A 25,260-nucleotide genomic window follows, 5' to 3' on the forward strand; every position below is an offset into this window, starting at 1 on the left:
GTCCTCATGACCCTAGCGCTTCTTTCCCCCAGACCCAGCCAGCTGGGCCGCGATGCATTCATCGAAAGTTACGGCGAAATCTACGAACATTCACCGTGGATCGCGGCGCAGAGCTGGGATCGCGGCCTCGGCGAGACGCAGGATACGCCCGCCGGGCTGGCCGAGCGGCTACGCCAGCAGGTGGATGCGGCCTCGGCCGATGCCCAACTGGCGCTGATCCGCGCCCACCCCGACCTGGCCGGCAAGGCGGCGGTCGCCGGCGAGCTGACCGACGACTCCCGTTCGGAACAGGCCGGAGCCGGGCTCGATCAATGCACGCCGGCCGAGTTCGCGCGCTTCGAACGGCTCAATCACGCTTACCGTGAACGTTTCGAATTCCCCTTCGTCATCGCCGTGCGCGGCCTTGATCGTCACGCGATCCTCGAGGCGTTCGAGACGCGACTGCACCACCGGCCGCAACAGGAGCGCCGTACCGCCATCGAGCAGATCCACCGGATCGCGCGGCTACGGCTGGAACAGCGAGCGGCCGAAAGTCGTAGCCGATAGCGCACAGACACCACCGGATCGAGCGGTTATCCTGAGCGCCTGATACGGGCGGACACGAGAGCGGCGCGAGTGACGGACAGAGAGCGGAACCGGACGACTGAACGGCAGCAGGATCAGCAAACAGAACCCAAGCGGCGATCCGTCGGTCGACCGGCGGGCGGCGCCAAGAGCAGCGGCGGGCACAGCCAGTCGCTGGTTCGGGGTCTGACCATTCTGGAGGGGCTGGCCGCGGCGCCGGATGGGCTGGCACTCTCCGATATCGCCGAAGACGTCGAGCTGGCGCCCTCGACCACCCACCGCCTGCTGCAGGCGTTGTTCCAGCAGGGCTTCATCACCCAGGACATCGAGAGCGGGCTGTGGAAGATCGACGTCAAGACCTTCCGCATCGGCAACAGCTTTCTCGAAGCGCGGGACTTCGTCGCCACCGCCCGCCCCTTCCTGCGTCGGCTGACCGCCACCAGCGGGGAAACGGCCAATCTCGGTATCCGCGACGACGGCATGGTGGTCTATCTCGCCCAGAGCGAATCCAAGCAGATGATGCGCATGATCACCCGACTCGGCTCGCGGGCACCGCTGCATGCCTCCGGCGTCGGCAAGGCGTTGCTGGCGTGGATGCCGCCACAGGAGTTCGAGCAGATCGTCGCCGGACGCACGCTGGAAGGCGAGACACCCAACACCCTGACCGACGTCGACAGGCTACGCGAGCAGCTGGTCGAGATTCGCCGCCAGGGCTACGCCGTCGATCGCGAAGAGCACGCCATCGGGCTCAACTGCGTCGCCGCCACACTGCACGACGAAAGCGGCCTGCCGCTGGCGGCGATCTCGGTCTCCGGCCCGGTGGCCCGGATCGACGATTCCCGCCTGCCCGAACTCGCCGCCCTGGTCGCGGAGACCGCCCGCGAGATCACCGCCAAGATCGGCGGCAAGACCCCCACCGAACCGCCAGCGTAGGCGTTGGGCCCGAAAACCCGCCGAACGCAGGCGCTTTTCGCCCGGAAACCATCAGGTATTCAGGATCACGCCGCCGTTGAGGTGGATCGTCTGACCGGTCATATAGGAAGACTCCTGACTGGCCAGATAGACGTAGGCCGGGCCCATCTCGCTGGGCTGGCCGGCCCGCTTCATCGGCACCTGGCCACCGAAGCCCTCGACCTTCTCGTCATCGAAGCTGGCCGGAATCAACGGCGTCCACACCGGTCCCGGCGCCACCGCATTGACACGAATATCGCGATCCACCAGCGACTGTGCCAGCGAGCGCACCAGCCCTTGAATCGCACCCTTGGTCGATGAGTAATCGATCAGCGTGGCGTTGCCCTTGAAGGCGTTGACCGACGAGGTCGCGATGATGGTGTCGCCAGCGCCCATGTGAGGCAGCGCTTCACGCACGAAATAGAAGTGGCTGAAGATGTTGGTGGCGAAGGTGCGCTGCAGCTGCTCGTCGGTGATCTGTGTCACGTCGTCCCAGTCATGCTGCTCGGCCGCGTTGTTGACCAGAATGTTGAGCCCACCCAGTTCGCTGCGCGTGCGCTCGACGGCTTCCCGGCAAAAAGTGGAGTCGACCACGTCGCCCTTGAGCAGCAGACAACGCTGGCCTTCGGCTTCGACCAAGGCTTTGGTGTCTTCCGCATCGCGGTCTTCATCGAGGTAGACCACGGCGCAGTCGGCCCCTTCTCGGGCGTAGTGCACTGCCACGGCGCGGCCGATGCCGCTGTCGCCGCCGGTAATCAGCGCCACCTTGCCCTTGAGCTTGTCGGTGCCGCGATAGTCGTCACGAATGAACTCCGGCTCGGGCTGCATGCTGTGCTCGTCGCCCGGCTGATGGGTCTGGTGCTGCGGGGGAAAATGCGATTCTGACATTCCGGCTCCCTCCTGAATGGAATCGAATGAAACGGTGCCTGTGAAACCAGATGCGCGATCGACAGGCCGGCTCGTCGCGGCCTCCTCCAATGGATTGCCACGACGCCTCCTGAGCATAGAGAGCCTGACCGGAATCATTCAAATCTCGATGGCGAACGTTAAGCCAGGTTAACGATAGCGCTGACGCCGCGGAAAATGCGCCAGAAAGGTGGTGGATATGAAAAAGTCGTTGATACGGACAGATTGGGACAGACAGATGCAGAGGTGTATGGCCGGTCGTCAGGGCGATGTCGCCGCCACGCGTGAAGCCGGTGACGCACGGCGCTACACTATCGCCCGACCGAGGTCGCCAGACTCGGCCAGTTCGCTTTCGCCACCTGCCGCCAACGAGGTTTCCCGATGCCCGCGCACCTGCTCTCCGTCGACTCTCTCTGCCGTGATGACGTCGATCATCTGATCCGCATCGCCGAACGCATGGAGCCGATCGCCCAGCGTCGCAAGGTGACCCGCGTGCTCGAAGGCGCCGTGCTCGGCAATCTGTTCTTCGAAGCCAGCACCCGAACCCGGATCAGCTTCAACGCCGCCTTCTGCCGCCTCGGCGGCAGCGTCTGCGATACCACCGGCTTCACCTTTTCATCGATGGCCAAGGGCGAATCGCTCTACGACACCAGCCGGGTGATGGGCGGCTACGTCGACGCCATCGTCATGCGCCACCCCGAGCAGGGCTCGGTGGCGGAGTTTGCCGAAGCGACCCAGGTGCCGGTGATCAACGGTGGTGACGGCCCCGGCGAGCACCCGAGCCAGGCGCTGCTGGACGTCTACACCATCACCAAGGAGTTCGCCCGGCTGGGCAAGCCGCTGGCGGGCGCGCATCTGCTGCTGACCGGGGATCTCAAGTACGGCCGCACGGTGCACTCGCTGATCAAGCTGCTGTCGCTCTACGAACCGCTGCGGATCACGCTGGTCTCGCCGCCGGGGCTGGAGATGCCCCCGCATCTGGTCGACCTGGTGGCGTCGCGGGGACATCGCATCGAGACACGACCCAATCTGGCGGAGTCGTTCGACGACGTGGACGTGATCTACGCCACCCGCATCCAGCGCGAGCGCTTCACCGCGGAGATGTCGGAAAGCTTTGCCGAACTGACCTCGGATTTCGTCGTCGATCGTGACTTTCTCGACCGCCGCTGCTCGCCGACGACCCTCGTCATGCACCCGCTGCCGCGGGACAGCCGCCCCGGCGCCAACGATCTCAGCACCGACCTCAACGGCGATCCGCGCCTGGCGATCTTCCGCCAGACCGACAACGGCATCCCGATGCGCATGGCGATCTTCGCCCATTTGCTGCAGGTGGAGGATCTGATCGAGAAGGATCTGCGCGACGTGGGTTGGTTCGTGCCGCCCAGCTTCGGTGTCGACGACGCCAGCTTCTAGGGCTTAGGCTGCGCCTGAAAAGTTGTCGAGCGATGGCCAGGCAAGGCGAAAATGAGCGAGAAGGCGGAGTTTACGGGGTGTAAATGAGTACTTTGAGCTCATTTTTAACGCCGCATGGACGAGCGCAGCACTTTTGAGGCAAGCCTAACGGCGCGCCTGCCAGAACAGCGAAAACAACTCCGACTGGGAATTGACTCCCAGCTTGGCGTAGAGATGCTTCTTGTGGGCGCGCACCGTTTCGACCGAGATCGCCAGTCGGCGGGCAATCTCCTTGGTCGAGCTGCCTCCCAGCATCAGTTGACTCACTTCGCGCTCGCGTTCGGTCAGCGCATAGCGGGAATCGAATTCAAGTACTCTGTCCGGCAGCGGATGCCAGGGATGGGGGCCAGCCTCTCCGTCGTCTTGCGGTTCGAAATGCATGCGCAAGCGCATCAGCGCCAGCAACCACGGCTGCATCAACGTAAGGCTGCCCAATGCCTGACGGGAAAAGGAACGGGTCGAGCCCAGCGACAGGCACAGGGTTCGGCCCGCATCCAGCGTCTGATTGAAGTGAATCTCGTCGGCGACGATGTTGCGTCGAAAATAGCGCTGATAGTACTCGGTGCGGGTGAAGTGTTGCGGCGCCACTTCCGCCAGTGTGAATAGCCCGCAGCGATCGCGCTCGCAGGCATCGATATAGAACGGATCGAGCAGATACAGGCCGCGCTGATAGTCCTGAAACAGCGCGTCGTCGGCGCCATCGTCTTCGTCGCTCTCGGCGAGAATACGGGGCGGCTGCTGGCGGTCGAAGACCAGCGCCACCCAGGTATCGAAATGCACTTCCCCCGCCAATCGCCGAACCAGCGCCAGCCAGAAGCCGGCACGATCGACGTTTTCCGCCAACTGGCCGAAGGCGCGATGCCACTCCAGGCTCTCCAGCGGCGTCATGTCATCGGTACTTGTCTTCAGCCGGGGTCGATGGGTCATCGTTTTTCTCTTTCAAGCCACACCTTATCGAAGCCACCGTCGAGCTTTTGCGTCCCCCGATCGGGTTACCCCGCTCGCGGGATAGGCAGTGGCGCGGGATTGGGGATACTGGAGGTCAGCGGCTTCCGTCCCAATCACAACTCCCGGAGTGTTCCATGCAGCTTGTCCTGGCACAACTCGCCAGCCGCGAAGGCGACGTCGCGCATAACCTCGGTCGCGCGCTCGAGGTCGTGCATGCCGCCGACGACGGCACTGCGCTGATCGTCTTCCCCGAAACGCATCTGAGCGGCTTTGCCGAACCTGAGCATGTGCTCGACCGCGCCCTGACGCTCGACGGACCGGAACTCGAGGCATTGATCGAGGCCAGTCGCGAGCGCGATCTGGCGATCGCCATCGGTCTGTTGGAGCGGGATGGCGAGATCGTGTTCAACACCACCGTGCTGATCACGCCCGAAAGCGGGATCGCGCTGCGCTACCGCAAGACCCACTTGTGGCCGGACGAACGCACGCTGGTTGAGCCCGGCGATGCGCTTCACTGCCTCGAATGGCGCGGCCGATGCATCGGGCTGCTGATCTGCTACGACCTGGAGTTCCCCGAACCGGCGCGCGCGCTGGCTGCCATGGGTGCCGATCTGCTGGTGGTGACCAACGGCAACATGGACCCCTACGGCCCCATACACGCTCGCGCCGCCCAGGTCAGAGCCCAGGAAAATCAGTGTTTTCTGGCCATGAGCAACCGGGTCGGTCAGGGCGCCGGGCTCATCTTCGCCGGCGAGAGCGCGCTGATCGGCCCCGACGGCGAGGCGCTGTTTCGGGCCGGTCGCGAGGAGACGATCCAGCCGCTGCATCTCGATCCGGCGCGCCTGTCCAGCGCCAGGCAGGACTACGACTACCACGGAGATCGCCGTCTGAGTCTGCAGGGTCAGCTCGAAACCCAGGGCTCGCAGCGCAGTTGGCATTTCGGCTGAACACGGTAACGGCTTCCCGTGTTCATCACGACGACCGCTGTTAGCCGCAAAAAACACGATTCACACAATAACCACAACAGGAAACGACGATGTCGGAAATGAAGAAGACCCTTACCCTCTCCCAGGTCGTGCTGTTCGGCCTGGCCTACATGACCCCGATCATCGTGCTCGGCACTTTCGGAGTACTGGCGGTGGTCACCCAGGGCGCGGTGGCGGGTGCGTATCTCGCCGCGCTGGTAGCGATGCTGTTCACCGCCCACAGCTATGGCCGCATGGCCGCGGCCTACCCCGTCGCCGGCTCCGCCTATGCCTACGTTCGTCACGCCATCGACGATCGGCTGGGCTTTCTCGCCGGTTGGGCCATTCTGCTCGACTATCTGTTCCTGCCGATGGTGATCTGGCTGATCGGGGCGGCCTATCTGAACTCAGCCTTCCCGAGCATTCCAACGGCGCTGTGGCTGCTGGCGTTCATTGGTGTCACCACGATGATCAACGTGCTCGGCCTGAAGCTGGCCAGCCTGATCAACAGTGCCATGATGCTGATCCAGATGCTGGTTCTGGTGGCCTTCGTGGGTCTCAGCGTGCACTACATTCTCGGCGATCCCACTCAGCCACTGTTCAGCCTGGCGCCGTTTCTGGGTACCGACAACGGTTCACTGCCGGTGCTGATGGCTGGTGCCGCCGTCGCCTGCTATTCGTTTCTCGGCTTCGATGCTGTGACCACGCTGACGGAGGAGACTCGCGACCCGCAGCGCACGCTGCCGCGGGCGATCCTGCTGATCACGCTGCTGGGCGGGCTGATCTTCATCGTCGTCTCCTACTGCGTACAGCTCGCGGCGCCGGGCTTCGACTTCGCCAACCCGGACGCCGCCGCCTACACCATCGCCCGTAACATCGGCGGCGATCTTTTCGTCTCGATCTTTCTGATCGGATTGGTCGTGGGCCAGTTCGCCTCAGGTATTGCCGCCCAGGCCAGCGGCGCTCGACTGATCTACGCGATGGGCCGGGACGACGTGCTGCCGCGACGCTGGCTGGGGACGCTGGGTCGCTATGGAACACCGCTGGGGGGACTGATTCTGAGCGCCCTGGTGGCGCTGCTGGCACTGACGATGGACGTGCTGTCAGCGGCCTCGTTCATCAACTTCGGCGCGTTTCTGGCCTTTGCCCTGGTCAACCTGGCGGTGGTCTTCCACTACTATCTCAAGGAGGGCCGCCGTGGCCCGGGCGATACCCTGCGCTTTCTGGTATGCCCGGCGATCGGGCTCGGCGCGATCGTGTGGCTGCTGTTCAGCCTCGATCACAGAGCGATCATGCTTGGCTCGATATGGCTACTGGCGGGATTGGGCTGGCTGGTGTGGCTGACTCGTGGCTTCCGCCGTCCGACGCCGGAACTGCATATCGACGCTTGAGAAGGCGTATTCGGGAAGGCGGGGTCAGCCATCGCGGTTGAACCAGCCTTCCAGGATCAGTTGGGCGGCGATGCCGTCGACCCCGCGGTCACGGTAGTTGCCCTTGTGCCCCTGACCCTGGGCGATCAGCTTGGCGGCGCGGGTGGTGCCGCGCTCGTCGACCATCTCCACCGGCTTGCCGAAGCGCCCGTGGAGACGGTTACCGAACTTGCGCGCGCGCACGCTCATGTCGGATTCGCTGCCGTCATCGTGAATCGGCAGTCCGACCACCAGCAGATCCGGCTGCCACTCCTTCAGCAGCTTTTCGACGGCGACCCAATCGGGGATCCCGTCTCGCGCGATCAACGGCTCCAGGCCACTGGCGGAGCGCAACATCTCGTTGCCCACCGAGACACCGATGCGTCGCGTGCCGTAGTCGAACGCCATGACCAGGCGCTGACCAGTTCTGTCGACCGTTGCCGACGCCATCAGGCGTGCCCGACGTGGCGGGTCATCAGGTTGAGATCGACCCCGAGGATGCCGGCAGCCGCGCTCAGGCGCTGCTCCGGGGGGCGATCGAACAGAATGCCGGCGTCGCCCTCGGAGATCAGCCAGGAGTTCTCCTTGAGCTCATCCTCGAGCTGCCCGGACTTCCATCCGGCGCAGCCCAGCATCACCAGAAACTGTTCAGGGCCGCGGCGCTGGGCGATCGCCTGCAGGATATCCACCGACGTGGTCAGCGCCAGGCCGTCTGCGACCTGAATACTGGAATCCCACGCATCCGCGTTGCCGCGATGAAGGATGAAGCCGCGATCGCGATAGGTCGGTCCGCCGTTGTAGACCAGCACGTCGTTGTGCGGCCCCGACTCGGATTCGATATCGAGCTGCTCGAACAGTCCGTCCAGGGTCAGATCGGAAGGACGATTGACGATGACCCCCAGGGTGCCGTCATCGTCGTGATCGCACAGATACGTCAGCGTACCCGCGAAGTTGGGATCTTCCAGGTGCGGCATCGCCATCAGGAAATAGTGCTTGAGGCTCTGCATCGGCGTCGGCATGGATGTTGGCCTGATCGTTGACATAGGACTCCATCGGGCTTCGCGCGACGGCCCGGCGATCTTGCCGGGAGCCGTCAGTCGTAGAGGAAATGGGCCATTGTACCACCTCTGCCGAATCCCCTCTGTCGGGCGCGGTCGGATCAGCCCCGTTTTGCCAGCCGCTGGGCGATCGCCGTCATCAGCTGGGCGGCAATATCGGTGCCGCGCTGATCGTCGATCTCGCGCACGCAGGTCGGGCTGGTGACGTTGATCGCGGTGATGTAGTCGCCGATCACGTCGAGACCGACGAACAGCAGCCCCTTCTCGCGAATCATCGGCTGCACCTGTTCGACCAGCCAGTAGTCGCGGTCGGTCAGCTCGCGGGAGACGCCGCGGCCGCCGGCGGCCAGATTGCCACGCGTCTCGCCGGCGCTGGGAATGCGCGCCAGACCGTAGGGCACCGGTTCACCGTCGATCAGCAGAATCCGGGTATCGCCATCCTTGATCTCCGGCAGGTAGCGCTGGGCCATGATCTGGCGCTGACCGCGCTCGGTGAGCTGCTCGATCACCGCGCCGAGATTGCGGCCCTCGGGGCCGATATGGAAGATGCCGGTACCGCCCATGCCGTCCAGCGGCTTGAAGATGGTATCGCCATGTTCGGCCTGGAAGGCGCGCAGCACGGCATCGCGGCAGGAGACCACCGTCGGCGGAATGCAGTGGGCGAACTGCTGCGCGAATAGTTTCTCGTTGCACTCGAACAGCGCTCGGGTCGGGTTGACCACCAGCGTGCCTTCCCGCTCGGCGAACGCCAGCAGGTGCACCGCGTTGAGAAAGTGGCTGTCCACCGGCGGATCCTTGCGCATCAGGATCACGTCGAGCTCGGCAAGCGCCATGGACTCGCGCTCGCCCAGTTCAAACCAGTGCTGCGGATCGCGATACACCTTGAGCGGACGCACGCTGCCCATCGCCCGCCCTTCGTAGAGGTAGAGGTCTTCCTGCTCGAGATAGTGGAGCGACCAGCCCAGCGCCTCCGCCGCCCACAACAGGGCCAGGGTGGTGTCCTTCTTGTAGGTGATGTCGGCGATGGGATCCATCACCACGCCGAGTTTTACCGTGTCGGATTTCAACGCGCTCGATGTCGACGTGCCTTGGCTCATTGATCGGATTCCCCAAAAGACTTGAATGGGCCGCAGTATGACGCAGCTCACCTATCATCTACAGGGGGATTGCAGGGGTGATCGAGGTGGGCGATCGAGGCGACCGATCTCCTCGATCCGCCATCGCACTCTTGCGGGACTCATGGCCAGCAGGAAAAAGGCACCGAAACGACCAACGTATAATGTATACATTGACTGTTTGAGCGCAATCTCCGTAATGAAGAGTATCGGACGATGGACGGAAAAGGATCGCTTCGTCTCTCTGCCTCGGCGCCGTCGCTAACCCTGGGTCGCCGTTTTCCGACGGCGCTTGAGGATTCGGCGCCGGTCTCTTCAACAGGCACTGCACCTGACGCCAGTGTCTCGGCGCATCGCTCAGCGAAGTGATGCGCCAACGGATGCCCCTACTCGGAGATCGCCCGCATGACTGCCCAGAGCTCGACGTCGCACCCCCTTCTCACCAGCCTGCTGACGGCGGTACTCATTGTGCCCTCCGCCAATGCCCTGGCCGCCACCACGCTCAATTTCGCCCACACTCATCCGGTGGAAGACGCTCAGCATCTCGCAGCGGAGCACTTCGCCGAACTCGTCGACGAGCGCAGCGGCGGTGAGCTGCAGATTCGCGTCTTTCCCAGCGGCCAACTGGGCAGCGATAACGCCCTGGTCGCCAGTGCCCGCGGCGGCCAGGTCGATATCGTGCTGACCGGCAATCCTTACTACACCGGGCTGGTCGGTGAACTGAACGTTCTCGATCTGCCGTTTCTGTTCGACAACTACGCGCAAGCGTATGCCGTACTGGATGGCGAGATCGGTCAATCGCTGCTGGCCAAGCTGGGGGATCACGACCTCAAGGGCCTGGCGTTCTGGGAGATCGGCTTTCGCAACCTGACCAACTCCCGGCATCCGGTCAAGACTGCCGCCGATATCCAGGGGCTGAAGCTGCGTACCACGCCCAATCCCGCGCATATCGCCGCATTCGAAGCGCTGGGGGCCAACCCGACGCCGATGCCGTTCACCGAACTGTTCACGGCGCTGGAAACGCGCACCGTGGACGGTCAGGAAAACCCGGTCAGCCTGATCCGCTCGGCCAACCTCTATGAAGTTCAGGACTACCTGTCGCTGACGGCTCATGCCTATACCGCGGCGCCACTGGTGATGAACAAGGCCAAGTTCGAGGGCCTGAGTCCGGAATATCAAAAGCTTCTGGTGCAGGCGTCCATCGATTCCGCGACGTTCGAGCGTGAGGAACTGGCCAAGCGCCTGACCGGAGATCTGGAATTTCTCAAGCAGCAGGGCATGCAGATCGTCGAGGATCCTGATCGTGCCTCGATGCGCGACATCGTCGAAGGCCCGGTGGAGGCCAGCTTCACGGAAAAATACGGCCCCGAGTTGATCGAGGCGATCAAGGCCGCGCGCCCTGCTGGCGAATAGGGCGACGCTGCCCGGTCGACCCGGTTGCAGCGCCAACTGGCCATCGATGTCACGAGGCCGAGAAAGCCTCGATCGATGCGCGAGCGCCTGTGGCCGGTCGTCGACGACCCAGTCCTGCGGTCAGCCAATGTCAGTCGGATGCCTTCGAATCCCCGCAGGCCAAAGACATCGTTTTCGTCTCCCCGGAGAGAATGTTCATGTCCAGAACGCCGAAAATCACGGCTCAACCGGGCTCGGGCTCGCTCCAGACGACGCTGATTCGTCTGTCGCGTGTTACCGAGTGGATGCTCAATCTGCTCATGGTGGTGGCGCTGGTCGCGATGATTGCGCTGGTGTTCACCAATGTCGTGCTGCGCTACGGCTTCAACAGCGGCATTTCGATCAGTGTCGAGCTATCCCGGTTTCTGTTCGTGTGGGTCATCTTTCTCGGCACGGTCGTGGGCCTGATGCGCCATGAGCATCTCAGCGTGACGACGTTCTCCGATCGCCTGCCGCAGAAGGTTCAGGGTGTACTGCGGCGTCTGGTGACACTGGCGATGCTGGGTTGCTGCCTGATGCTGGTCAAGGGCAGCTATGCGCAGACGCTGCTCAACTGGAGCGATCGGTCGCCGATCAGCGGTATCCCGGTCGGCGTCTTCTATCTTGCCGCGCTGATCGCCGGCGTGCTGATGTCGCTGATCCTGATATTCCGGTTGCTGACGCCGAGGCACCTGCAGTCGCTGCCGAAAAACACGGAGATGGCGCCATGACGATCGGACTGTTCCTCGCCTCGCTATTGGCATCGATCGGCCTCAGCCTGCCGATCGCGTTCGCCCTGCTGGTCAGCGCCATCGTGCTGATGCTGCATCTGGGGCTGTTCGATTCGCAGATTCTGGCTCAGAACCTGGTCAACGGCGCCGACAGCTACACGCTGCTGGCGATTCCCTTCTTCCTGGTGGCCGGCGAGGTCATGGCGCAGGGTGGGCTGTCGAAGCGCATCGTGCTGCTGGCGATGAGCATGGTCGGGCATCGCAAGGGCGGGCTCGGCTTCGTTGCCATCTTCGCTGCCATCGTCATGGCCAGCCTGTCCGGTTCGGCCGTCGCCGATACCGCGGCGCTGGGTTCCATGCTGCTGCCGATGATGCGTCAGGCGGGTTATCCCCAAGGCCGCTCGGCCGGGCTGATGGCGGCTGGCGGGATCATCGCGCCGATCATCCCGCCGTCGATTCCGCTGATCATCATCGGGGTGGCCGGCAGCATCTCGATCAGCAAGCTGTTCCTGGCCGGTATCGTGCCAGGGCTGATCATGGGGGTGACCCTGGTATTGATGTGGATGTTCATCACCCGCAAGGAGGATCTGGTGGTGGCGAAGAAGGCCACCGGTGCCGAGCGGTTGACCGCGCTGCGCCAGAGCTTCTGGGCCATATTGCTGCCGGTGATCATCATCGGCGGCATCAAGACCGGCATTTTCACCCCCACCGAGGCCGGTGTCGTGGCGGCGGTCTACGCCATGCTGGTGTCCACCCTGATCTATCGGGAACTCGATCTCGGCGGGCTGTACCAGGTGCTGGTGCAGGCCGCGCGCAACACGGCCGTGGTGATGTTCCTGGTGGCGGCGGCCAGCGTCGCCTCGTGGCTGATCAGCATTGCCCAACTGCCGATGATGGTGGCGGATCTGCTGGCGCCGCTGGCCGACAGTCCACGCCTTTTGATGCTGGCCATCATGGCCATCGTGCTGATCGTCGGCATGGTGATGGACCTGACCCCGACCATTCTGGTGCTGACCCCGATCCTGATGCCGATCGTCAAGATCGCCGGCATCGACCCGGTCTACTTCGGCATCATGTTCGTGCTCAATTGCGCCATCGGCCTGATCACGCCGCCGGTGGGCAACGTGCTCAACGTCATCACCAGCGTGGGGCAGCTCAAGTTCGAGAAGGCCGTGATGGGCGTGCTGCCCTTCGTCATGGCCTATGTCGTGCTGTTGCTGCTGTTCGTGGCGTTCCCGCAAATCATCACCGTGCCGCTGTACTGGCTGGCAAACTGAGGCCCCTCCCATGAGCGAACAGCTCCTGATCGACAGCCATCACCACTTCTGGGCGCTGGATGGCAGCGTGCACTATCCGTGGCTCGAGGATGAGATCGACGATCACTTCTTCCTCGGCGATTACGCCCCGATCCGCCGGCCGTTCCTGCCGGCGGACCTCCGGGCGCTGGTTCCGCCCGGCTATCGCCTGGCGGGCACCGTGCACTGCGAGGCCGAAGCCGCGCGCCGCGAGCCGGAAGTGGAAACCCGCTGGCTGACGCAGCTGGCCGAGCAACAGGGGCTGCCGGTGGCACTGGTCGGCTGGGCCGCCTTTGCCGACCCGGGCTGTGAAACGCAGCTCGATCGCCAGAGGGAGTCGCCGCTGTTTCGTGGCGTGCGCGCCAAGCCGGTGACGGCGGCGAGACCGGATCAGTACGCCGCCACGCTTGGCGCGCCGGGCTCGCTGCAGGATTCGGGCTGGACCCGCGGGCTGCGTCTGCTGGAGGACCGCGAGCTGTCCTGGGATCTGCGGGTGCCGGCCTGGCACCTTGCGGATGCCGCCAGGGCGCTGGAAGAGACCCCCAGCCTGCGCGTGATTCTCAACCATACCGGCCTGCCCTGGGACCGCAGTGAAGCAGGGCTGGAACACTGGCGCGAGGGAATGCGGGCGCTGGCCGCCAACCCCAATGTCGCGGTCAAGCTTTCGGAGCTGGGAAGCCCCATGGCCGCTTGGGACGAGCAGCGAAATATTGCACTGCTCGCCGAGACCATCGACATCTTCGGCCCCGAGCGCTGCCTCTTTGCCAGCAACTTCCCGGTCACCGGACTCAACGTCAGCTACGCGACCTGGCTCGCCATGGTCGAGCAGGCCATCGCCGACGCCGATGCCGGCCCCGGCGCCCGCCAGGCGGTCCTGCACGACAGCGCCGTCCACTGGTATCGGCTTCCCGACCCGCGGATCACGGGCTAGGACTCGCGCTACAGACCCGCGCTACAGACCCGCTTAGCGAACGCTCGGGCTGTCGCTCAGCCGGTCCCATAGAAAGCGCCACGCCAATGCGCTCAGCTTCGCCCGCTGGGCGTTGTCCGCCGCGCCGCCGTGGCCGCCTTCGGTATTCTCGAAATAGTGGACGTCGTTCGCACCCATCGCCGCCATTTTCGCCATCATCTTGCGGGCATGGCCGGGATGGACGCGATCGTCGCGGGTCGAGGTGGTGAACAGCACCGCCGGGTAGTCCACGCCTTCGCGCAGGTTGTGGTAGGGCGAAGACTCCTTGAGGAAGTCGTCCCAGTCGGCGCTGTCCGGGTCGCCGTATTCCGCCATCCACGAGGCACCCGCCAGCAGCTGGTGATAGCGCTGCATGTCCAGCAGCGGCACTTCGCAGACTGCGGCTGCGAACAGATCCGGATAGCGGGTGATCATGTTGCCCACCAGCAGCCCGCCGTTGGAGCCGCCCTGAATGCCGAGCTGTGCCGGGGTGGTGATGCCAGTGGCGACAAGATCCTGGGCGACGGCGGCGAAATCCTCGAACGCCTTGTGGCGTTCGCCCTGGAGCGCGGCACGATGCCAGCGCGGGCCATACTCGCCGCCGCCGCGAATGTTGGCGACCACGTAGGCGCCGCCACGCGAAAGCCAACTGCGCCCGGCCCCGGCAATGTAGTGCGGTGTCAGTGATATCTCGAAGCCGCCGTAGCCGTAGAGCAGCGTCGGCATAGGCGCCGCCGGCCCATCATTGCCGTTCGTCGAGCCTTCACCGCCGGCCGGCAATACCAGAAAGTAGGGAATCGACGTGCCGTCCAGGCTGGTGGCGAAACGCTGCGTCACCTGCATGCCGTCGGTCTCGAAGAAGCCCGGCGCCCGCTTGATCGTTTCCGCGGCGCGCGCTTTGCCCGTCGATTGGGTCTGTGCCAGATCCATCTTCAATAGCGATGTCGGCGTGAGATAGTCGGTGACGATCAGGAAAACCTCGTCGCTCTCTTCATCGTCCACCGCCGCAATCCCGATCTCGCCGGTGGCGGGCAAGCCGTCCAGCGGACGCGGCGACCAGTCGGCGCCCTGCCCCGGCGTCAGCACCTGCAGCCGGTGTTTGACGTCCTCGAGGATATCCAGCACCAGGTAATGGCGCGTCCACTCGAACCCTTCCAGCGAGCGGTGCGCATCCGGCGTGAACAGCGTGGTGAAATCACGGCCACCGCGCTTGAAACTCTCGTAGTCGATCGCCAGCAGCGCGCCGCTTTGGAAATTCAGGTCGTTTTCCTCGATCCGCCAGTCGTCGCGCAGATGGACCAGCAGCCATTCACGATGCACCACCGCCTGCGCCGACAGCGGTACCTCGATGGGGAACGCCTCGCCGTCCGGCATCAGCTCGATCAGTCGCTGCTCGTAGAATGCCAGCGCATGGTGAATGAAGTCGCGCTCGAAACCGCGAGTGCTGTCGTGGAACGCCAGCGCCATCAGGTCCTGTTCGGCGGCCTCGAAGATCGTCTCCGCCGCAGCCATCGGCTCGCCCCGGCGCCAGCGCTTGACCAGGCGGGGGTAGCCAGAACTGGTCAAAGCGCTTTCACCCGAGCTCGATGTACCGAAATCGGTGTAGACGAACACCGTGTCGCGGTCGATCCAACTCATGCCGCCCTTGGCCTCCGGGCGCTCGAAACCGGCCTCTCCATGGTCGTCACGCCCGATCCAGCGCCTCCTGATCAGATCGAACTCGCGGGTCACATCGGCATCCGCGCCGCCGCGGGAGAGCGAGACCAGCGCGCGCTCCCACGGTCCACCCGGCTGCTCCGGCTCCAGACAACTGGCACCGTGCCAGACCCAGTTCTCGCCCTCGGCGGTGTTGAGCGCATCGACGTCGATCAGCACGTCCCACTCCGGCCGCGGCTGGCGGTAGGATTCCCAGGTGGTGCGACGCCACAGCCCGCGCGGATGTTCGGCGTCCTGCCAGAAGTTGTAGTAATGCTCGCCGCGCTTGACCACGAACGGGATCCGATCGTCGGCGTCGAGAATCTCCCGCAGGCCGCTCTCCAGCGACTCGAACTCGGCGTTTTCGAAGCGCTCGAGCGTCCGGCGGTTCTGCGTCTCGACCCAGGCCAGCGCCTCGGCGCTGTCGACCGCTTCCAGCCAGCGATGAGGGTCGCTGTCTGTATGATCGACGCCTGTATGATCGACGCCTGAGTGGTCGATGCCTGTGCGACCGTCGCCGGTTTCACCGGAGGCGGAATCGGCGGATTGATAAAGATGGAGAGGAAAATGAAACATGCGATGCCTCGATGACAGGGTAACTGCCATCGAGGTTAGCACGCGCGTCCTCGAACGGCGGAAAGGCCGAGGCTGCTCGACATCTTTGTCGAACATTTCCAACGCTTGGTCCGACATGCAAACCAACGTCGTATTTTTCATGACAGCCGTTCGTGCAACCGTGGGAGCGCACCACTCACTCCCGGAGAAAGCCTCATGGACGACTGGACGCAGACCCTGACGGCAGCACCGCTGCTGGGCATTGCCGCGGCGGCGATCGCGCTGCTGCTGATCTTGATCATCCGCTTTCATCTACACGCCTTTCCGACGCTGGTCCTGGTCAGCCTGCTGACCGCATTCGCCACCGGCATTCCCGCCGGCGCCATCGTCGATACCATGACCGACAGTTTCGCCGGCACGCTGGGCTCGGTGGCGCTGCTGGTCGGTTTCGGTGCGATGCTGGGCAAGCTGGTGGAGCACTCCGGCGGCGCTCAGGTACTGTCCGAGAAGATGGTGTCGCTGTTCGGCGAGGCCCGGGCACCGTTCGCGCTGGGCATCGCGTCGCTGATCATGGGTTTCCCGATCTTCTTCGATGCCGGCCTGATCGTGATGCTGCCGATCATCTTCGCCGTGGCCAAGCGCCTGGGCGGCCCGGTGCTGCTCTATGCGCTGCCGGCGGCAGCGGCGTTCTCGGTGATGCACGTGTTCGTGCCGCCGCACCCCGGCCCGGTCACCGCCACCGAGCTCTACGGCGCCAATCTGGGTCTGGTGCTGCTGGTGGGGATCATCATCGCCTTTCCGATGTGGTATCTCTCCGGCTATCTGTGGGGGCGCTTCGCCGCCAGCCGCTTCGACTTCAAGCTGGAAGTGAGCCTGTTCGGCGGCCAGGACGACGACGAAATGGAGAATCCGCCCAGCGTGGGCACGGTCATCGGGCTGCTGCTGCTGCCGCTGGCACTGATCTTCCTCAATACCGGGCTCGACTTCGCCCGCGCCGCTGGCGTGGCTGACAGCGACGCCACCTGGTTCCAGTTTCTCTCCTCGCTGGGCGAGACCCCGATCGCACTGCTGATCTCGGTGCTGGTGGCGATCTACGTGCTGGGCAGCCGTCGCGGCGAAGGCGGCAGCGCGCTGGAGAAGATCGTCGACTCCTCGCTGGGGCCGATCTGCTCGGTGATCCTGATCACCGGCGCCGGCGGCATGTTCGGCGGCGTGCTGCAGGCGTCAGGGATCGGCGATGCGCTGTCGGATTCGATGAGCGACCTGGGCCTGCCGGTGATCGGCGCTGCGTATCTCGTCGCGGTGGTCATGCGACTGGCGCAGGGCTCCGCCACCGTGGCACTGGTCACCGCCGCCGGGCTGATGGCACCGGCCGTTTCCGGCGGCGATTTTTCCGCCATGCAGATCGTCGCGATCACGCTGGCCACCGCCGCCGGCTCGGTATTCGCCGGCCACGTCAACGATTCCGGCTTCTGGCTGGTGGGTCGCCTGCTGGGCATGGACGTCAAGACCACGCTGATGACCTGGACCGTGCAGCAGGCGCTGGAATCGGTGATCGGGTTCATATTGGCCTGCGCGGTCTATCTGATCTTCTAGAGCACTCACCGATACGAGGACAACGATGACCAATCTATTCGATATTCAAGGTCGCCTGGCGCTGGTCACCGGCTCCACCCGCGGGCTCGGCAACGCGCTGGCCCGCGGGTTGGCCGAACGGGGCGCCCGGGTGATTCTTCACGGGCGACAGCAGCATGCGGCCGAGGAAGCGGCCCGCAAACTGGCGTCAGAAACCGGCGCCGAGGTCGAGGCCGTGGCCTTCGACGTCACCGACGCCGATGCCGTGAAAGCCGCCGTCGATCCGTTGATCGAACGTCTCGGCGTGCCGGACATTCTGGTCAACAACGCCGGGCTGCAGAAACGCGCGCCGTTCAACGACTTCGACCCCGCCGACTGGGATGCGGTGATCGCCACCAATCTCTCCAGCGCCTTCTACGTTGCCAAGGCGCTGAGCCCGGCGATGTCCGAGCGCGGCAGCGGCAAGATCGTCAATATCGGCTCGGTGCAGTCGAAGCTCGCCCGGGAAACCATCGTGCCCTATGCGGCTTCCAAGGGCGGCGTGGCGCTGCTGACCCAGGGCATGGCAGCGGATCTGGCGCGCTACGGGATCCAGGTCAACTGCCTCTCCCCCGGCTACTTCCAGACCGACATGAACCAGGCGCTATGGCAGGACGCCGACTTCAACGCCTGGATCGAAAAGCGCACGCCGGCGCAGCGCTGGGGCCAGGTCGAGGAACTGGTCGGCACGCTGATCTATCTCTGCGCCGACGCCTCGAACTTCGTCTCCGGGCAGAACATTTTCGTCGACGGCGGCATGACCTCGGTGGTCTGAATACATTCGCCACAGCGCCACAGCGCCACAGCGCCACAGCGGGGTTTCACGGCGGGTTCCGGCAGGCGATAGCTTTCCTGCATCGATACAGTCGTCAGGATTCATTGTTGGCTGGCTAATCATTTCCTAGACTTTGGTCTATCTCTTTAGCCACCTCTGGCCGAAGCAGGCCAAGTCAGGCAAGCAAGCCAAGTCAGAAAGGAATCCACGATATGGCAGCACTGTTCGAACCGTTCGATCTCGCCGGCACCCGCTTGAACAATCGCATCGTCATGGCGCCAATGACCCGTGCCCGCGCCAAGGGCGACGTGCCCGACGAAATGGGCGCGCTCTATTATCGCCAGCGTGCCAGCGCCGGGCTGATCATCTCCGAAGGCAGCCCGATCTCTCGTGAGGGGCAGGGCTACCTGTTCAATCCGGGCATCTACGGTCCGGATCAGATCGCCGGGTGGAAGAAAGCGACCCAGGCCGTGCACGAGCGCGGAGGCGTGATCTTCTGCCAGACCTGGCACGTCGGCCGTGTCTCGCACACTTCGATCCAGCAGAATGGCGCCGCGCCGATCAGCAGCGCCGCCAAGCAGGGTGGCATGGCGTTCGGCTACAACGAAGACGGCCAGCCCGACATGATGGCTGCGACCACGCCGCGCGCTGCCACCACCGAAGAGTGCCGCCGGCTCGTCAACGATTTCGCCCAGGCGGCGCTGAATGCGCGTAACGCCGGTTTCGACGGCGTCGAGCTGCACGGCGCCAACGGCTACCTGCTGGAGCAGTTCATCAACGCCGGCCTCAACGATCGCACCGACGAGTACGGCGGCTCGCGCGAGAATCGCTGCCGGCTGCTGCTCGAAGCGATCGACGCCTCCATCGCGCTGATCGGCGCGCATCGCGTCGGTGTGCGACTGACGCCGTATGGCACGCTGTTCGACATGCCGATCTACGACGATATCGAAGGCACCTATCTCTATCTCGCCGCCGAGCTGAGCAAGCGCGATCTGGCCTACGTCCACCTGATGGATCAGGGTGCTCAGGGGCAGGACGGTCTGCCGCGCGAGTTCCTGCGTCGGTTCCGCGATGCCTATCACGGTACGCTGCTGTTCGCCGGCAATCTCGACAAGGCGGAAGCGCACAAGCTGGTCGACGACGGCGTCATCGATCTGCCGGTATTCGGTCGCCCGTTCACCTCTAACCCGGACCTGGTCGAGCGCCTGCAGAACGACTGGCCGCTGGCCGAGTTCGATCCGGACACTTTCTATGGCGGAGATGCCCGCGGCTACGTCGACTTCCCCACCTACGAGGAAGAGCAGGCGCGTCTGGCGCGGGAAAAGATGCTCGCAGAGAAGTCCTGATCGCCCGATGTGGTCAGACACGCCGACAGTGCGCTGTCCGTTTCGTGTCGGTCAGATGACGAAGGCCCCGCAATCGCGGGGCCTTCTTCGTTGAGAGGCGATCCGGCATCAACCGCCGTTCGGAATTCGCGCCACCACCTTGATCTCGAAATCGAACCCGGCCAGCCAGGTCACGCCCACGGCCGTCCAGTTGGGATAGGGCGGCGCCGGGAAGTGACGCGACTTGACCGCCAGGATCGTCTCGAACTGAGTTTCCGGGTCGGTGTGGAAGGTGGTGACATCGACGAGATCCGCCAGCCCGCAGCCGGCGGCGGCCAGCACCGCCTTGAGATTGTCGAAGGCGAGCGCGACCTGGCGTTCGAAATCGGGCTCCGGCGAACCGTCCTCGCGGCTTCCGACCTGGCCGGAGACGAACAGCAGATCACCGGAGCGAATCGCGGCCGAATAGCCGTGCTTCTCGTAAAGGGCGCTGCGGCTGGCGGGAAAGACCGGCTGCGGCGACTGGGCAGATTGAGCTTGCAACATGGAATGACTCCTCGCGAGGGCGCGACGCATGAAAGCGTCGGGAAGTTGACATACGACACGTATATTAATTGCTCATACGTCGTGTATGTCAAATTAATATACGCTTCGTATGCCAATGTCCGCCGTCTCGCGATACTCTTCCGGCGGCGTGGAGGAAGCTATCTTGAACACAGGAGGGATCATGACCCGACGCAGTCGCGCCGAAATGCTGGAAGAGACGCGCGCCAAGCTGATCGATGCCGCGCGAGCGGCCTTTGCCGAGAAGGGCTACGCCGGTGCCTCAATGGACGAGCTCACTGCCCGCGCCGGCCTGACCCGTGGCGCGCTATATCATCATTTCGGTGACAAGCGCGGCCTGCTCGCCGCCGTGGTCGATCGACTCGACAGCGAGATGGCCGCTCGCGCCCACGAGATCGGGCAGCGCCATACGAACGCCTGGGAGGGGTTGCTGGCAGAGGGTGGCGCCTACATCGAGCTGGCGCGCGATCCTGAGATCCAGCGCATCGTGCTGCTGGATGGCCCGGCGGTACTGGGAGATCCCTCCCAGTGGCCGAGCCAGAACCGCTGCCTGCTGGCGACGATGACGACGCTGGAGGCGTTGACCAAGGCGGGAATCGTCAAACCGGTCGACGTGGAAGCCGCCGCCCGGCTGATCAATGGCGCGGCACTCAACGCCGCGCTCTGGGTTGCCGCCAGCGACGACCCAGACGTGATGGACAGAGCCACCGACGCCTTCCGCCAGCTGGCGTCCGGGCTATTGGTGACGCGCGACTGACGGCAGGCCTGGCGCCTAGCGACGAATGCCCAGCGCTTCGTGCTGCTTGGCGAACAGGGTCTGACAGCCGCTCTCGGCCAGATCGAGCATGGTGTTGAGCTCGGCGCGGGAGAACGCCTGGGTTTCCGCCGTGCCCTGCACCTCGATCAGCTTGCCGTCTTCGGTCATCACCACGTTCATGTCGGTGCCGGCGGCGCTGTCTTCCGGGTAATCCAGATCGAGCACCGGGGTGCCCTTGTAGACGCCCACCGAGATCGAGCTGACCAGCTGACGGAACGGATCGGTCTTGATCATCTTCTTGCGCTGCATGTACTGCAGCGCCTCGATCAGCGCCACGCAGGCCCCGGTGATCGACGCCGTGCGGGTGCCGCCATCGGCCTGCAGCACGTCGCAGTCGACGGTGATGGTGTATTCGCCGAGCTTCTTCAGATCCACCGCCGCGCGCAGGCTGCGGCCGATCAGACGCTGGATTTCCAGCGTGCGCCCGCCCTGCTTGCCTCGCGTCGCTTCACGGCCGCCGCGGGTGTGGGTCGCGCGCGGCAGCATGCCGTACTCCGCCGTCACCCAACCCTGGTTCTTGCCGCGCAGCCAGCGCGGCACGCCGGCCTCGACGCTGGCGTTGCACAGCACCTGGGTATCCCCGAAGCTCACCAGCACCGAGCCTTCGGCGTGACGGGTAAAACCGCGGGTCAGCGTGACCTCACGGGGCTGATCGGGTTGTCGTCCACTCGGGCGCATGAAAGCCTCTCGATCCAAAACATCAATGACAGAAGCGCCACACTTTCGGCGCTCCACAGCAGGCCGGCCATTCTACACGGGTCAGCCATACATTCACGGCCAACGGGCGGCGGCCAACGCCGTCACGGATGGGTTACACTCGACCGATCAGCTCGACGATTCAAGGAATTCCCCATGCCCCATAGCATGACCGCGTTCTCCCGCCAGACCCGTGATGCCGACTGGGGCAGCCTGCAGCTCGAACTGCGCTCGGTGAACCAGCGCTACCTGGAGCCCCACTTCCGCCTGCCCGACGCCCTGCGCGATCTCGAACCGCATTTCCGCGAAGCGATGCGCCAGCGTCTCGCTCGCGGCAAGGTGGAGTGCTCGCTGCGCTTCGACCCGGCCGAAGGCAACGCCGCGCCCGGGATCAACGCCGATCAGCTCACCGCGCTTTCCCGGGCGCTGGAGCAGGTCCGCGCCCAGCTGCCGGAAGCGCCGATGCCCAACGCCCTGGAGCTGCTCGCCCATCCCGGCGTGATGGCCACCCAGCGCCTGGATATCGATCGGGTCAAAGCCGCAGGCCTCGAACTGTTCGACGCCGCGCTGAAGGATCTGGAAACCGGCCGCGCCCGCGAAGGCGAGCGCCTGGCGGAACTGATTCGCGAGCGCCTGAGCGGGATTCGCCAACAGGTCAACCTGGTGCGCGAGCACCTGCCATTGATTCTCGAGCGCCAGCGCGCGCAGCTACTGGAACGTCTCGAAACCGCCAAGACCGAACTCGACCCGCAGCGCCTGGAAGCGGAAATGGTGATGATGGCGCACAAGGCCGACGTCGCCGAAGAACTCGACCGGCTCGAAACCCACGTCACCGAAGTGGAGCGTCAGTTGAAGCAAAAGGGCCCGATCGGCCGGCGCCTCGACTTCCTGATGCAGGAACTCAACCGCGAAGCCAACACCCTCTCCTCCAAGGCCATCGTCGCCGACACCACCCGCTGCGCGGTGGAGCTGAAGGTGCTGATCGAGCAGATGCGGGAGCAGATCCAGAATCTGGAGTGAGGTGTCTTTCCAGCGGATGACGATCAATCATAGCCACCACATGACACTACCTATCACCAATGCGATGCTGGCACGGTATCGACATCAGCCCAGGGTTCCGGACGACCGCCATGACGGTCTAGCGTGATCGTATTCAAGCCATGACAAAGCTCACAGATCGGGTCTACACGACACTCAGAAGAAAAATCATGTCGGGAGAGTTGTCTTCGGACATGCAGATCAAGGAAGCCCATCTGGCCGAGACGCTTTCGGTGAGCCGGACGCCAGTTCGAGCGGCCATTCAGCGTCTCGCGGACGACGGCCTGATCTATCACGAGAAAGGCCGCGGCTCATTCGTTTCGCCCTGGCAGCAAGACGATATCGTCGACATCTACGAGCTACGCATCCTGTTGGAATCACGCGCGGCCAGGCTGGCCGCCAGCCGTGCGACGGCGGAGCAGATCGCGCAATTGCATCGTCATGCCGACGTGATCGAAGGGCTCTATCGGGACCAGCCCGATAAATACCTGTTCAGCATCCAGGCGGAAAATCAGAAATTCCATCAGATCCTGATGACGGCATCGGGCTCTGCGCAGCTCAAGCAGATGGTCAGGATGCTGGTCGATTCACCGATCACGGTGGGCTCTTATTACCTCTACTCCGACGCAGAGATGCAGCGCTCGATGCAGCAACACAGGGACATCATCGATGCGATCGAGAAGCGGGAGGAGAGCTACGCCGAAGACCTCATGCGCGTGCACCTGCGCATGGCCTATTGCGTTTTCATGGCCAGGCAATCGGCCCAGTCGAAAGGGGAGCCTTGGGACAGGACGGATAAGCCATAGCGCGCCTCGAGTTCACCAGAGGCGCTCTGGACTGTCCTATCCCGGATCACTGACGCTCAAGGCTCGAACCGTTGACGGGCCCGCTCAGGGTCGCTCGCCATCGCCAGTTTCGACGGCCGCCCCCGGTAGTGGGTGAGCAGGCGCCGAATGATCGGTACCAGTATGGTCAGCACGATGATCGTCACCATCACGATGGCGATGGTACTGGAGAAGAGATAGCTCACCTCGTGCCGGCCGATGAGCATCGCCCGACGCAGGCTCGACTCCGCCACCGGCCCCAGAATGACGGCCAGCACCGCAGGCGCCAGCGGAATTTTCAGCCGCTCCATGCCCCACCCCATGACCCCGAACGCCAGCATGAGCCACACATCGAACAGGCTGTTGTTAATGGCGTAGACGCCGATGGTGGTCAGGGCAATGATGATCGGCGCCAGAAGCAGTGGCGGCATGTACATCACATTGATGAACAGCCTCGCGCCGAGTCGGCCGATCACGAACAGCATGATCGAGGTCACCAGCATGGCCAGAATAAAACCGTAGGTGACGGGAGCGGAACGCGTAAACAGGTCCGGGCCTGGGAGCATGCCGTGGACCAGCAAGCCGCCCAGGATGACCGCAGAAACGCTGCTGCCCGGAATCCCCAGGGTCAGCGCGGGAATCAGGGAAGCCGCGTTGTCAGCGTTGTTGGCGCACTCCGCCGCCGCCACGCCTTCGGGCGCTCCCTTGCCGAACCGCGATTTGTCCTTCGCCACACGTCGCGCCTCGTTCCATGAAAGCATGGCTGCGATATTTCCCCCTGTGCCGGGAATGATGCCTACGATCACGCCGATGACCGATGCCCGGCACCAGGTCGGCACCAGTCGTCTCCAACCGATGCCGCTCCGCGTCTTGCCGCCACTGCCGATGCTGGTCTTGCTCAGCAGCATGGCTTCTTGCGCCAGCGTCAGAGCCGGCGGGATGGCGTAGAGCCCGGTGAGCAGCACCAAAATATCGATACCCCCCATGAGATCCATGACGTTGAACGTGAAGCGCTCGTTACCTGTCATCGAGTCGATGCCAACCATGCCGATGACGAGACCGAGGCAGGCGCTGATGAGCCCCTTGATGGGCGCATCGCTCAACAACACGGAGATGGCCGCCAGCCCGAAGATCGCCAGCCAGAAAATCTCCACCGGGCCGAACTTCAGCGCCACTGCGGCCAGAGGCGGACTCAGGAAAAGCAACGCCAGCGCACTGACCGAACCGCCGATCGCCGAAGATGTCAACGCGATCTTCATCGCCTCTAGCCCCTGACCCTTTTGCGCCATGGGATGGCCGTCGAAGACCGTGGCGATACCGGCAGGCGTACCCGGAATACGCAAGAGAATGGCGGGAATTGCGCCGCCGTACATGGCGCCATTGTAGATACCCGCCATCATGCCGAGCGCAACCAACGGGTCCATGGTGAACGTCAGCGGGATCAGTACGGCGATGCCCATCGTCGCCGAAAGCCCAGGCAGCGCGCCAATGAGCACGCCGATGGTCGTACCACCGGCCATGGCAAGCAGGACAGCGGGCGAAAATAGCAACGGCAGGGCGGAAAGAATGGAATCCCACATGAG

General features: G+C 64.1%; 24 protein-coding genes. 15 read left to right on the top strand and 9 right to left on the bottom strand.

Annotated features, from left to right (window positions below; all coding sequences use genetic code 11):
• The first annotated feature begins 6 nt into the window (after positions 1–6).
• Both uraD and BTW07_RS06550 read left to right on the top strand, forming a co-directional pair.
• Complete coding sequence (gene uraD / locus BTW07_RS06545; RefSeq protein WP_075569370.1) at positions 7–546, top strand: 2-oxo-4-hydroxy-4-carboxy-5-ureidoimidazoline decarboxylase; 540 nt, start codon at positions 7–9, stop codon at positions 544–546.
• A 69-nt stretch (positions 547–615) separates the two neighbouring features.
• Positions 616–1,497: an IclR family transcriptional regulator gene (locus BTW07_RS06550; protein ID WP_075569371.1), complete on the top strand. Its 882-nt coding sequence runs from the start codon at positions 616–618 to the stop codon at positions 1,495–1,497.
• A gap of 51 nt (positions 1,498–1,548) precedes the next feature.
• Here the strand turns inward: BTW07_RS06550 and BTW07_RS06555 are convergent, their stop codons facing one another.
• Positions 1,549–2,403 (bottom strand): SDR family oxidoreductase, encoded by an 855-nt coding sequence (locus tag BTW07_RS06555; protein ID WP_075569372.1) that lies wholly within the window; start codon positions 2,401–2,403, stop codon positions 1,549–1,551.
• A gap of 399 nt (positions 2,404–2,802) precedes the next feature.
• On the opposite strand from BTW07_RS06555, the gene pyrB reads away from it, so the two are divergent.
• Complete coding sequence (gene pyrB / locus BTW07_RS06560; RefSeq protein ID WP_075569373.1) at positions 2,803–3,834, top strand: aspartate carbamoyltransferase; 1,032 nt, start codon at positions 2,803–2,805, stop codon at positions 3,832–3,834.
• Between the two features lie 144 nt (positions 3,835–3,978).
• Here pyrB and BTW07_RS06565 read toward each other — a convergent pair whose 3' ends face one another.
• Positions 3,979–4,800 carry a helix-turn-helix transcriptional regulator gene (locus BTW07_RS06565; RefSeq protein ID WP_208605376.1) on the bottom strand — a complete coding sequence of 274 codons (822 nt, stop codon included), beginning with the start codon at positions 4,798–4,800 and terminating at the stop codon, positions 3,979–3,981.
• 155 nt (positions 4,801–4,955) lie between these two features.
• On the opposite strand from BTW07_RS06565, the gene BTW07_RS06570 reads away from it, so the two are divergent.
• Both BTW07_RS06570 and BTW07_RS06575 read left to right on the top strand, forming a co-directional pair.
• Positions 4,956–5,768, top strand: a complete 813-nt coding sequence (locus BTW07_RS06570; protein ID WP_075569374.1) for a carbon-nitrogen hydrolase family protein — start codon at positions 4,956–4,958, stop codon at positions 5,766–5,768.
• 89 nt (positions 5,769–5,857) lie between these two features.
• Positions 5,858–7,177: an APC family permease gene (locus BTW07_RS06575; RefSeq protein WP_075569375.1), complete on the top strand. Its 1,320-nt coding sequence runs from the start codon at positions 5,858–5,860 to the stop codon at positions 7,175–7,177.
• Between the two features lie 24 nt (positions 7,178–7,201).
• Here BTW07_RS06575 and ruvX read toward each other — a convergent pair whose 3' ends face one another.
• The 3 genes from ruvX to gshB form a co-directional block, all read right to left on the bottom strand.
• Entirely contained in the window at positions 7,202–7,645 is a 444-nt protein-coding gene (gene ruvX / locus BTW07_RS06580) for a Holliday junction resolvase RuvX (protein WP_075569376.1), read from the bottom strand.
• Positions 7,645–8,202 (bottom strand): YqgE/AlgH family protein, encoded by a 558-nt coding sequence (locus tag BTW07_RS06585; protein ID WP_075569474.1) that lies wholly within the window; start codon positions 8,200–8,202, stop codon positions 7,645–7,647. The genes ruvX and BTW07_RS06585 overlap by 1 nt, the downstream gene beginning before the upstream one ends.
• 152 nt (positions 8,203–8,354) lie before the next feature.
• Positions 8,355–9,350 carry a glutathione synthase gene (gene gshB / locus BTW07_RS06590; protein WP_075569377.1) on the bottom strand — a complete coding sequence of 332 codons (996 nt, stop codon included), beginning with the start codon at positions 9,348–9,350 and terminating at the stop codon, positions 8,355–8,357.
• A gap of 423 nt (positions 9,351–9,773) precedes the next feature.
• On the opposite strand from gshB, the gene BTW07_RS06595 reads away from it, so the two are divergent.
• From BTW07_RS06595 to BTW07_RS06610, 4 genes are all read left to right on the top strand, one after another.
• Positions 9,774–10,781: a TRAP transporter substrate-binding protein gene (locus tag BTW07_RS06595; RefSeq protein ID WP_075569378.1), complete on the top strand. Its 1,008-nt coding sequence runs from the start codon at positions 9,774–9,776 to the stop codon at positions 10,779–10,781.
• 197 nt (positions 10,782–10,978) lie between these two features.
• Positions 10,979–11,530, top strand: coding sequence for a TRAP transporter small permease (locus tag BTW07_RS06600; RefSeq protein WP_158025865.1), 552 nt, complete (start codon positions 10,979–10,981; stop codon positions 11,528–11,530).
• Positions 11,527–12,807 (top strand): TRAP transporter large permease subunit, encoded by a 1,281-nt coding sequence (locus BTW07_RS06605; RefSeq protein WP_075569379.1) that lies wholly within the window; start codon positions 11,527–11,529, stop codon positions 12,805–12,807. Before BTW07_RS06600 ends, BTW07_RS06605 begins: the two co-directional genes overlap by 4 nt.
• Positions 12,808–12,817: 10 nt before the next feature.
• Positions 12,818–13,756 carry an amidohydrolase family protein gene (locus tag BTW07_RS06610; RefSeq protein WP_075569380.1) on the top strand — a complete coding sequence of 313 codons (939 nt, stop codon included), beginning with the start codon at positions 12,818–12,820 and terminating at the stop codon, positions 13,754–13,756.
• A gap of 33 nt (positions 13,757–13,789) precedes the next feature.
• Here BTW07_RS06610 and BTW07_RS06615 read toward each other — a convergent pair whose 3' ends face one another.
• A complete protein-coding gene (locus tag BTW07_RS06615; RefSeq protein WP_083941600.1) occupies positions 13,790–16,045 on the bottom strand; it encodes a prolyl oligopeptidase family serine peptidase in 2,256 nt (751 codons plus the stop codon).
• Between the two features lie 195 nt (positions 16,046–16,240).
• Here BTW07_RS06615 and BTW07_RS06620 point away from each other — a divergent pair, with 195 nt between their 5' ends.
• The 3 genes from BTW07_RS06620 (at position 16,241) to BTW07_RS06630 (ending at position 19,759) form a co-directional block, all read left to right on the top strand.
• On the top strand, positions 16,241–17,620 hold the full coding sequence (locus BTW07_RS06620) for a GntP family permease (RefSeq protein WP_075569381.1): 1,380 nt from the start codon (positions 16,241–16,243) through the stop codon (positions 17,618–17,620).
• Positions 17,621–17,645: 25 nt separating this feature from the next.
• Positions 17,646–18,413, top strand: a complete 768-nt coding sequence (locus BTW07_RS06625) for a glucose 1-dehydrogenase (protein ID WP_075569382.1) — start codon at positions 17,646–17,648, stop codon at positions 18,411–18,413.
• A 212-nt stretch (positions 18,414–18,625) separates the two neighbouring features.
• Positions 18,626–19,759 (top strand): alkene reductase, encoded by a 1,134-nt coding sequence (locus tag BTW07_RS06630; protein ID WP_075569383.1) that lies wholly within the window; start codon positions 18,626–18,628, stop codon positions 19,757–19,759.
• 108 nt (positions 19,760–19,867) lie between these two features.
• Here BTW07_RS06630 and BTW07_RS06635 read toward each other — a convergent pair whose 3' ends face one another.
• Positions 19,868–20,284: a RidA family protein gene (locus tag BTW07_RS06635; RefSeq protein WP_075569384.1), complete on the bottom strand. Its 417-nt coding sequence runs from the start codon at positions 20,282–20,284 to the stop codon at positions 19,868–19,870.
• A 181-nt stretch (positions 20,285–20,465) separates the two neighbouring features.
• Here BTW07_RS06635 and BTW07_RS06640 point away from each other — a divergent pair, with 181 nt between their 5' ends.
• Positions 20,466–21,059, top strand: a complete 594-nt coding sequence (locus BTW07_RS06640; RefSeq protein ID WP_075569385.1) for a TetR/AcrR family transcriptional regulator — start codon at positions 20,466–20,468, stop codon at positions 21,057–21,059.
• Between the two features lie 15 nt (positions 21,060–21,074).
• Here BTW07_RS06640 and rph read toward each other — a convergent pair whose 3' ends face one another.
• A complete protein-coding gene (gene rph / locus BTW07_RS06645) occupies positions 21,075–21,797 on the bottom strand; it encodes a ribonuclease PH (RefSeq protein WP_075569386.1) in 723 nt (240 codons plus the stop codon).
• A 174-nt stretch (positions 21,798–21,971) separates the two neighbouring features.
• Here rph and BTW07_RS06650 point away from each other — a divergent pair, with 174 nt between their 5' ends.
• Complete coding sequence (locus BTW07_RS06650; protein ID WP_075569387.1) at positions 21,972–22,835, top strand: YicC/YloC family endoribonuclease; 864 nt, start codon at positions 21,972–21,974, stop codon at positions 22,833–22,835.
• Positions 22,836–22,975: 140 nt separating this feature from the next.
• Complete coding sequence (locus BTW07_RS06655) at positions 22,976–23,659, top strand: GntR family transcriptional regulator (protein ID WP_075569388.1); 684 nt, start codon at positions 22,976–22,978, stop codon at positions 23,657–23,659.
• Positions 23,660–23,715: 56 nt separating this feature from the next.
• On the opposite strand, the gene BTW07_RS06660 is transcribed toward BTW07_RS06655, so the two are convergent.
• A complete protein-coding gene (locus BTW07_RS06660; RefSeq protein ID WP_075569389.1) occupies positions 23,716–25,257 on the bottom strand; it encodes a tripartite tricarboxylate transporter permease in 1,542 nt (513 codons plus the stop codon).
• Positions 25,258–25,260: the final 3 nt, after the last annotated feature.

It is taken from the genome of Salinicola socius (assembly GCF_001937195.1).
GTDB lineage: Bacteria > Pseudomonadota > Gammaproteobacteria > Pseudomonadales > Halomonadaceae > Salinicola > Salinicola socius.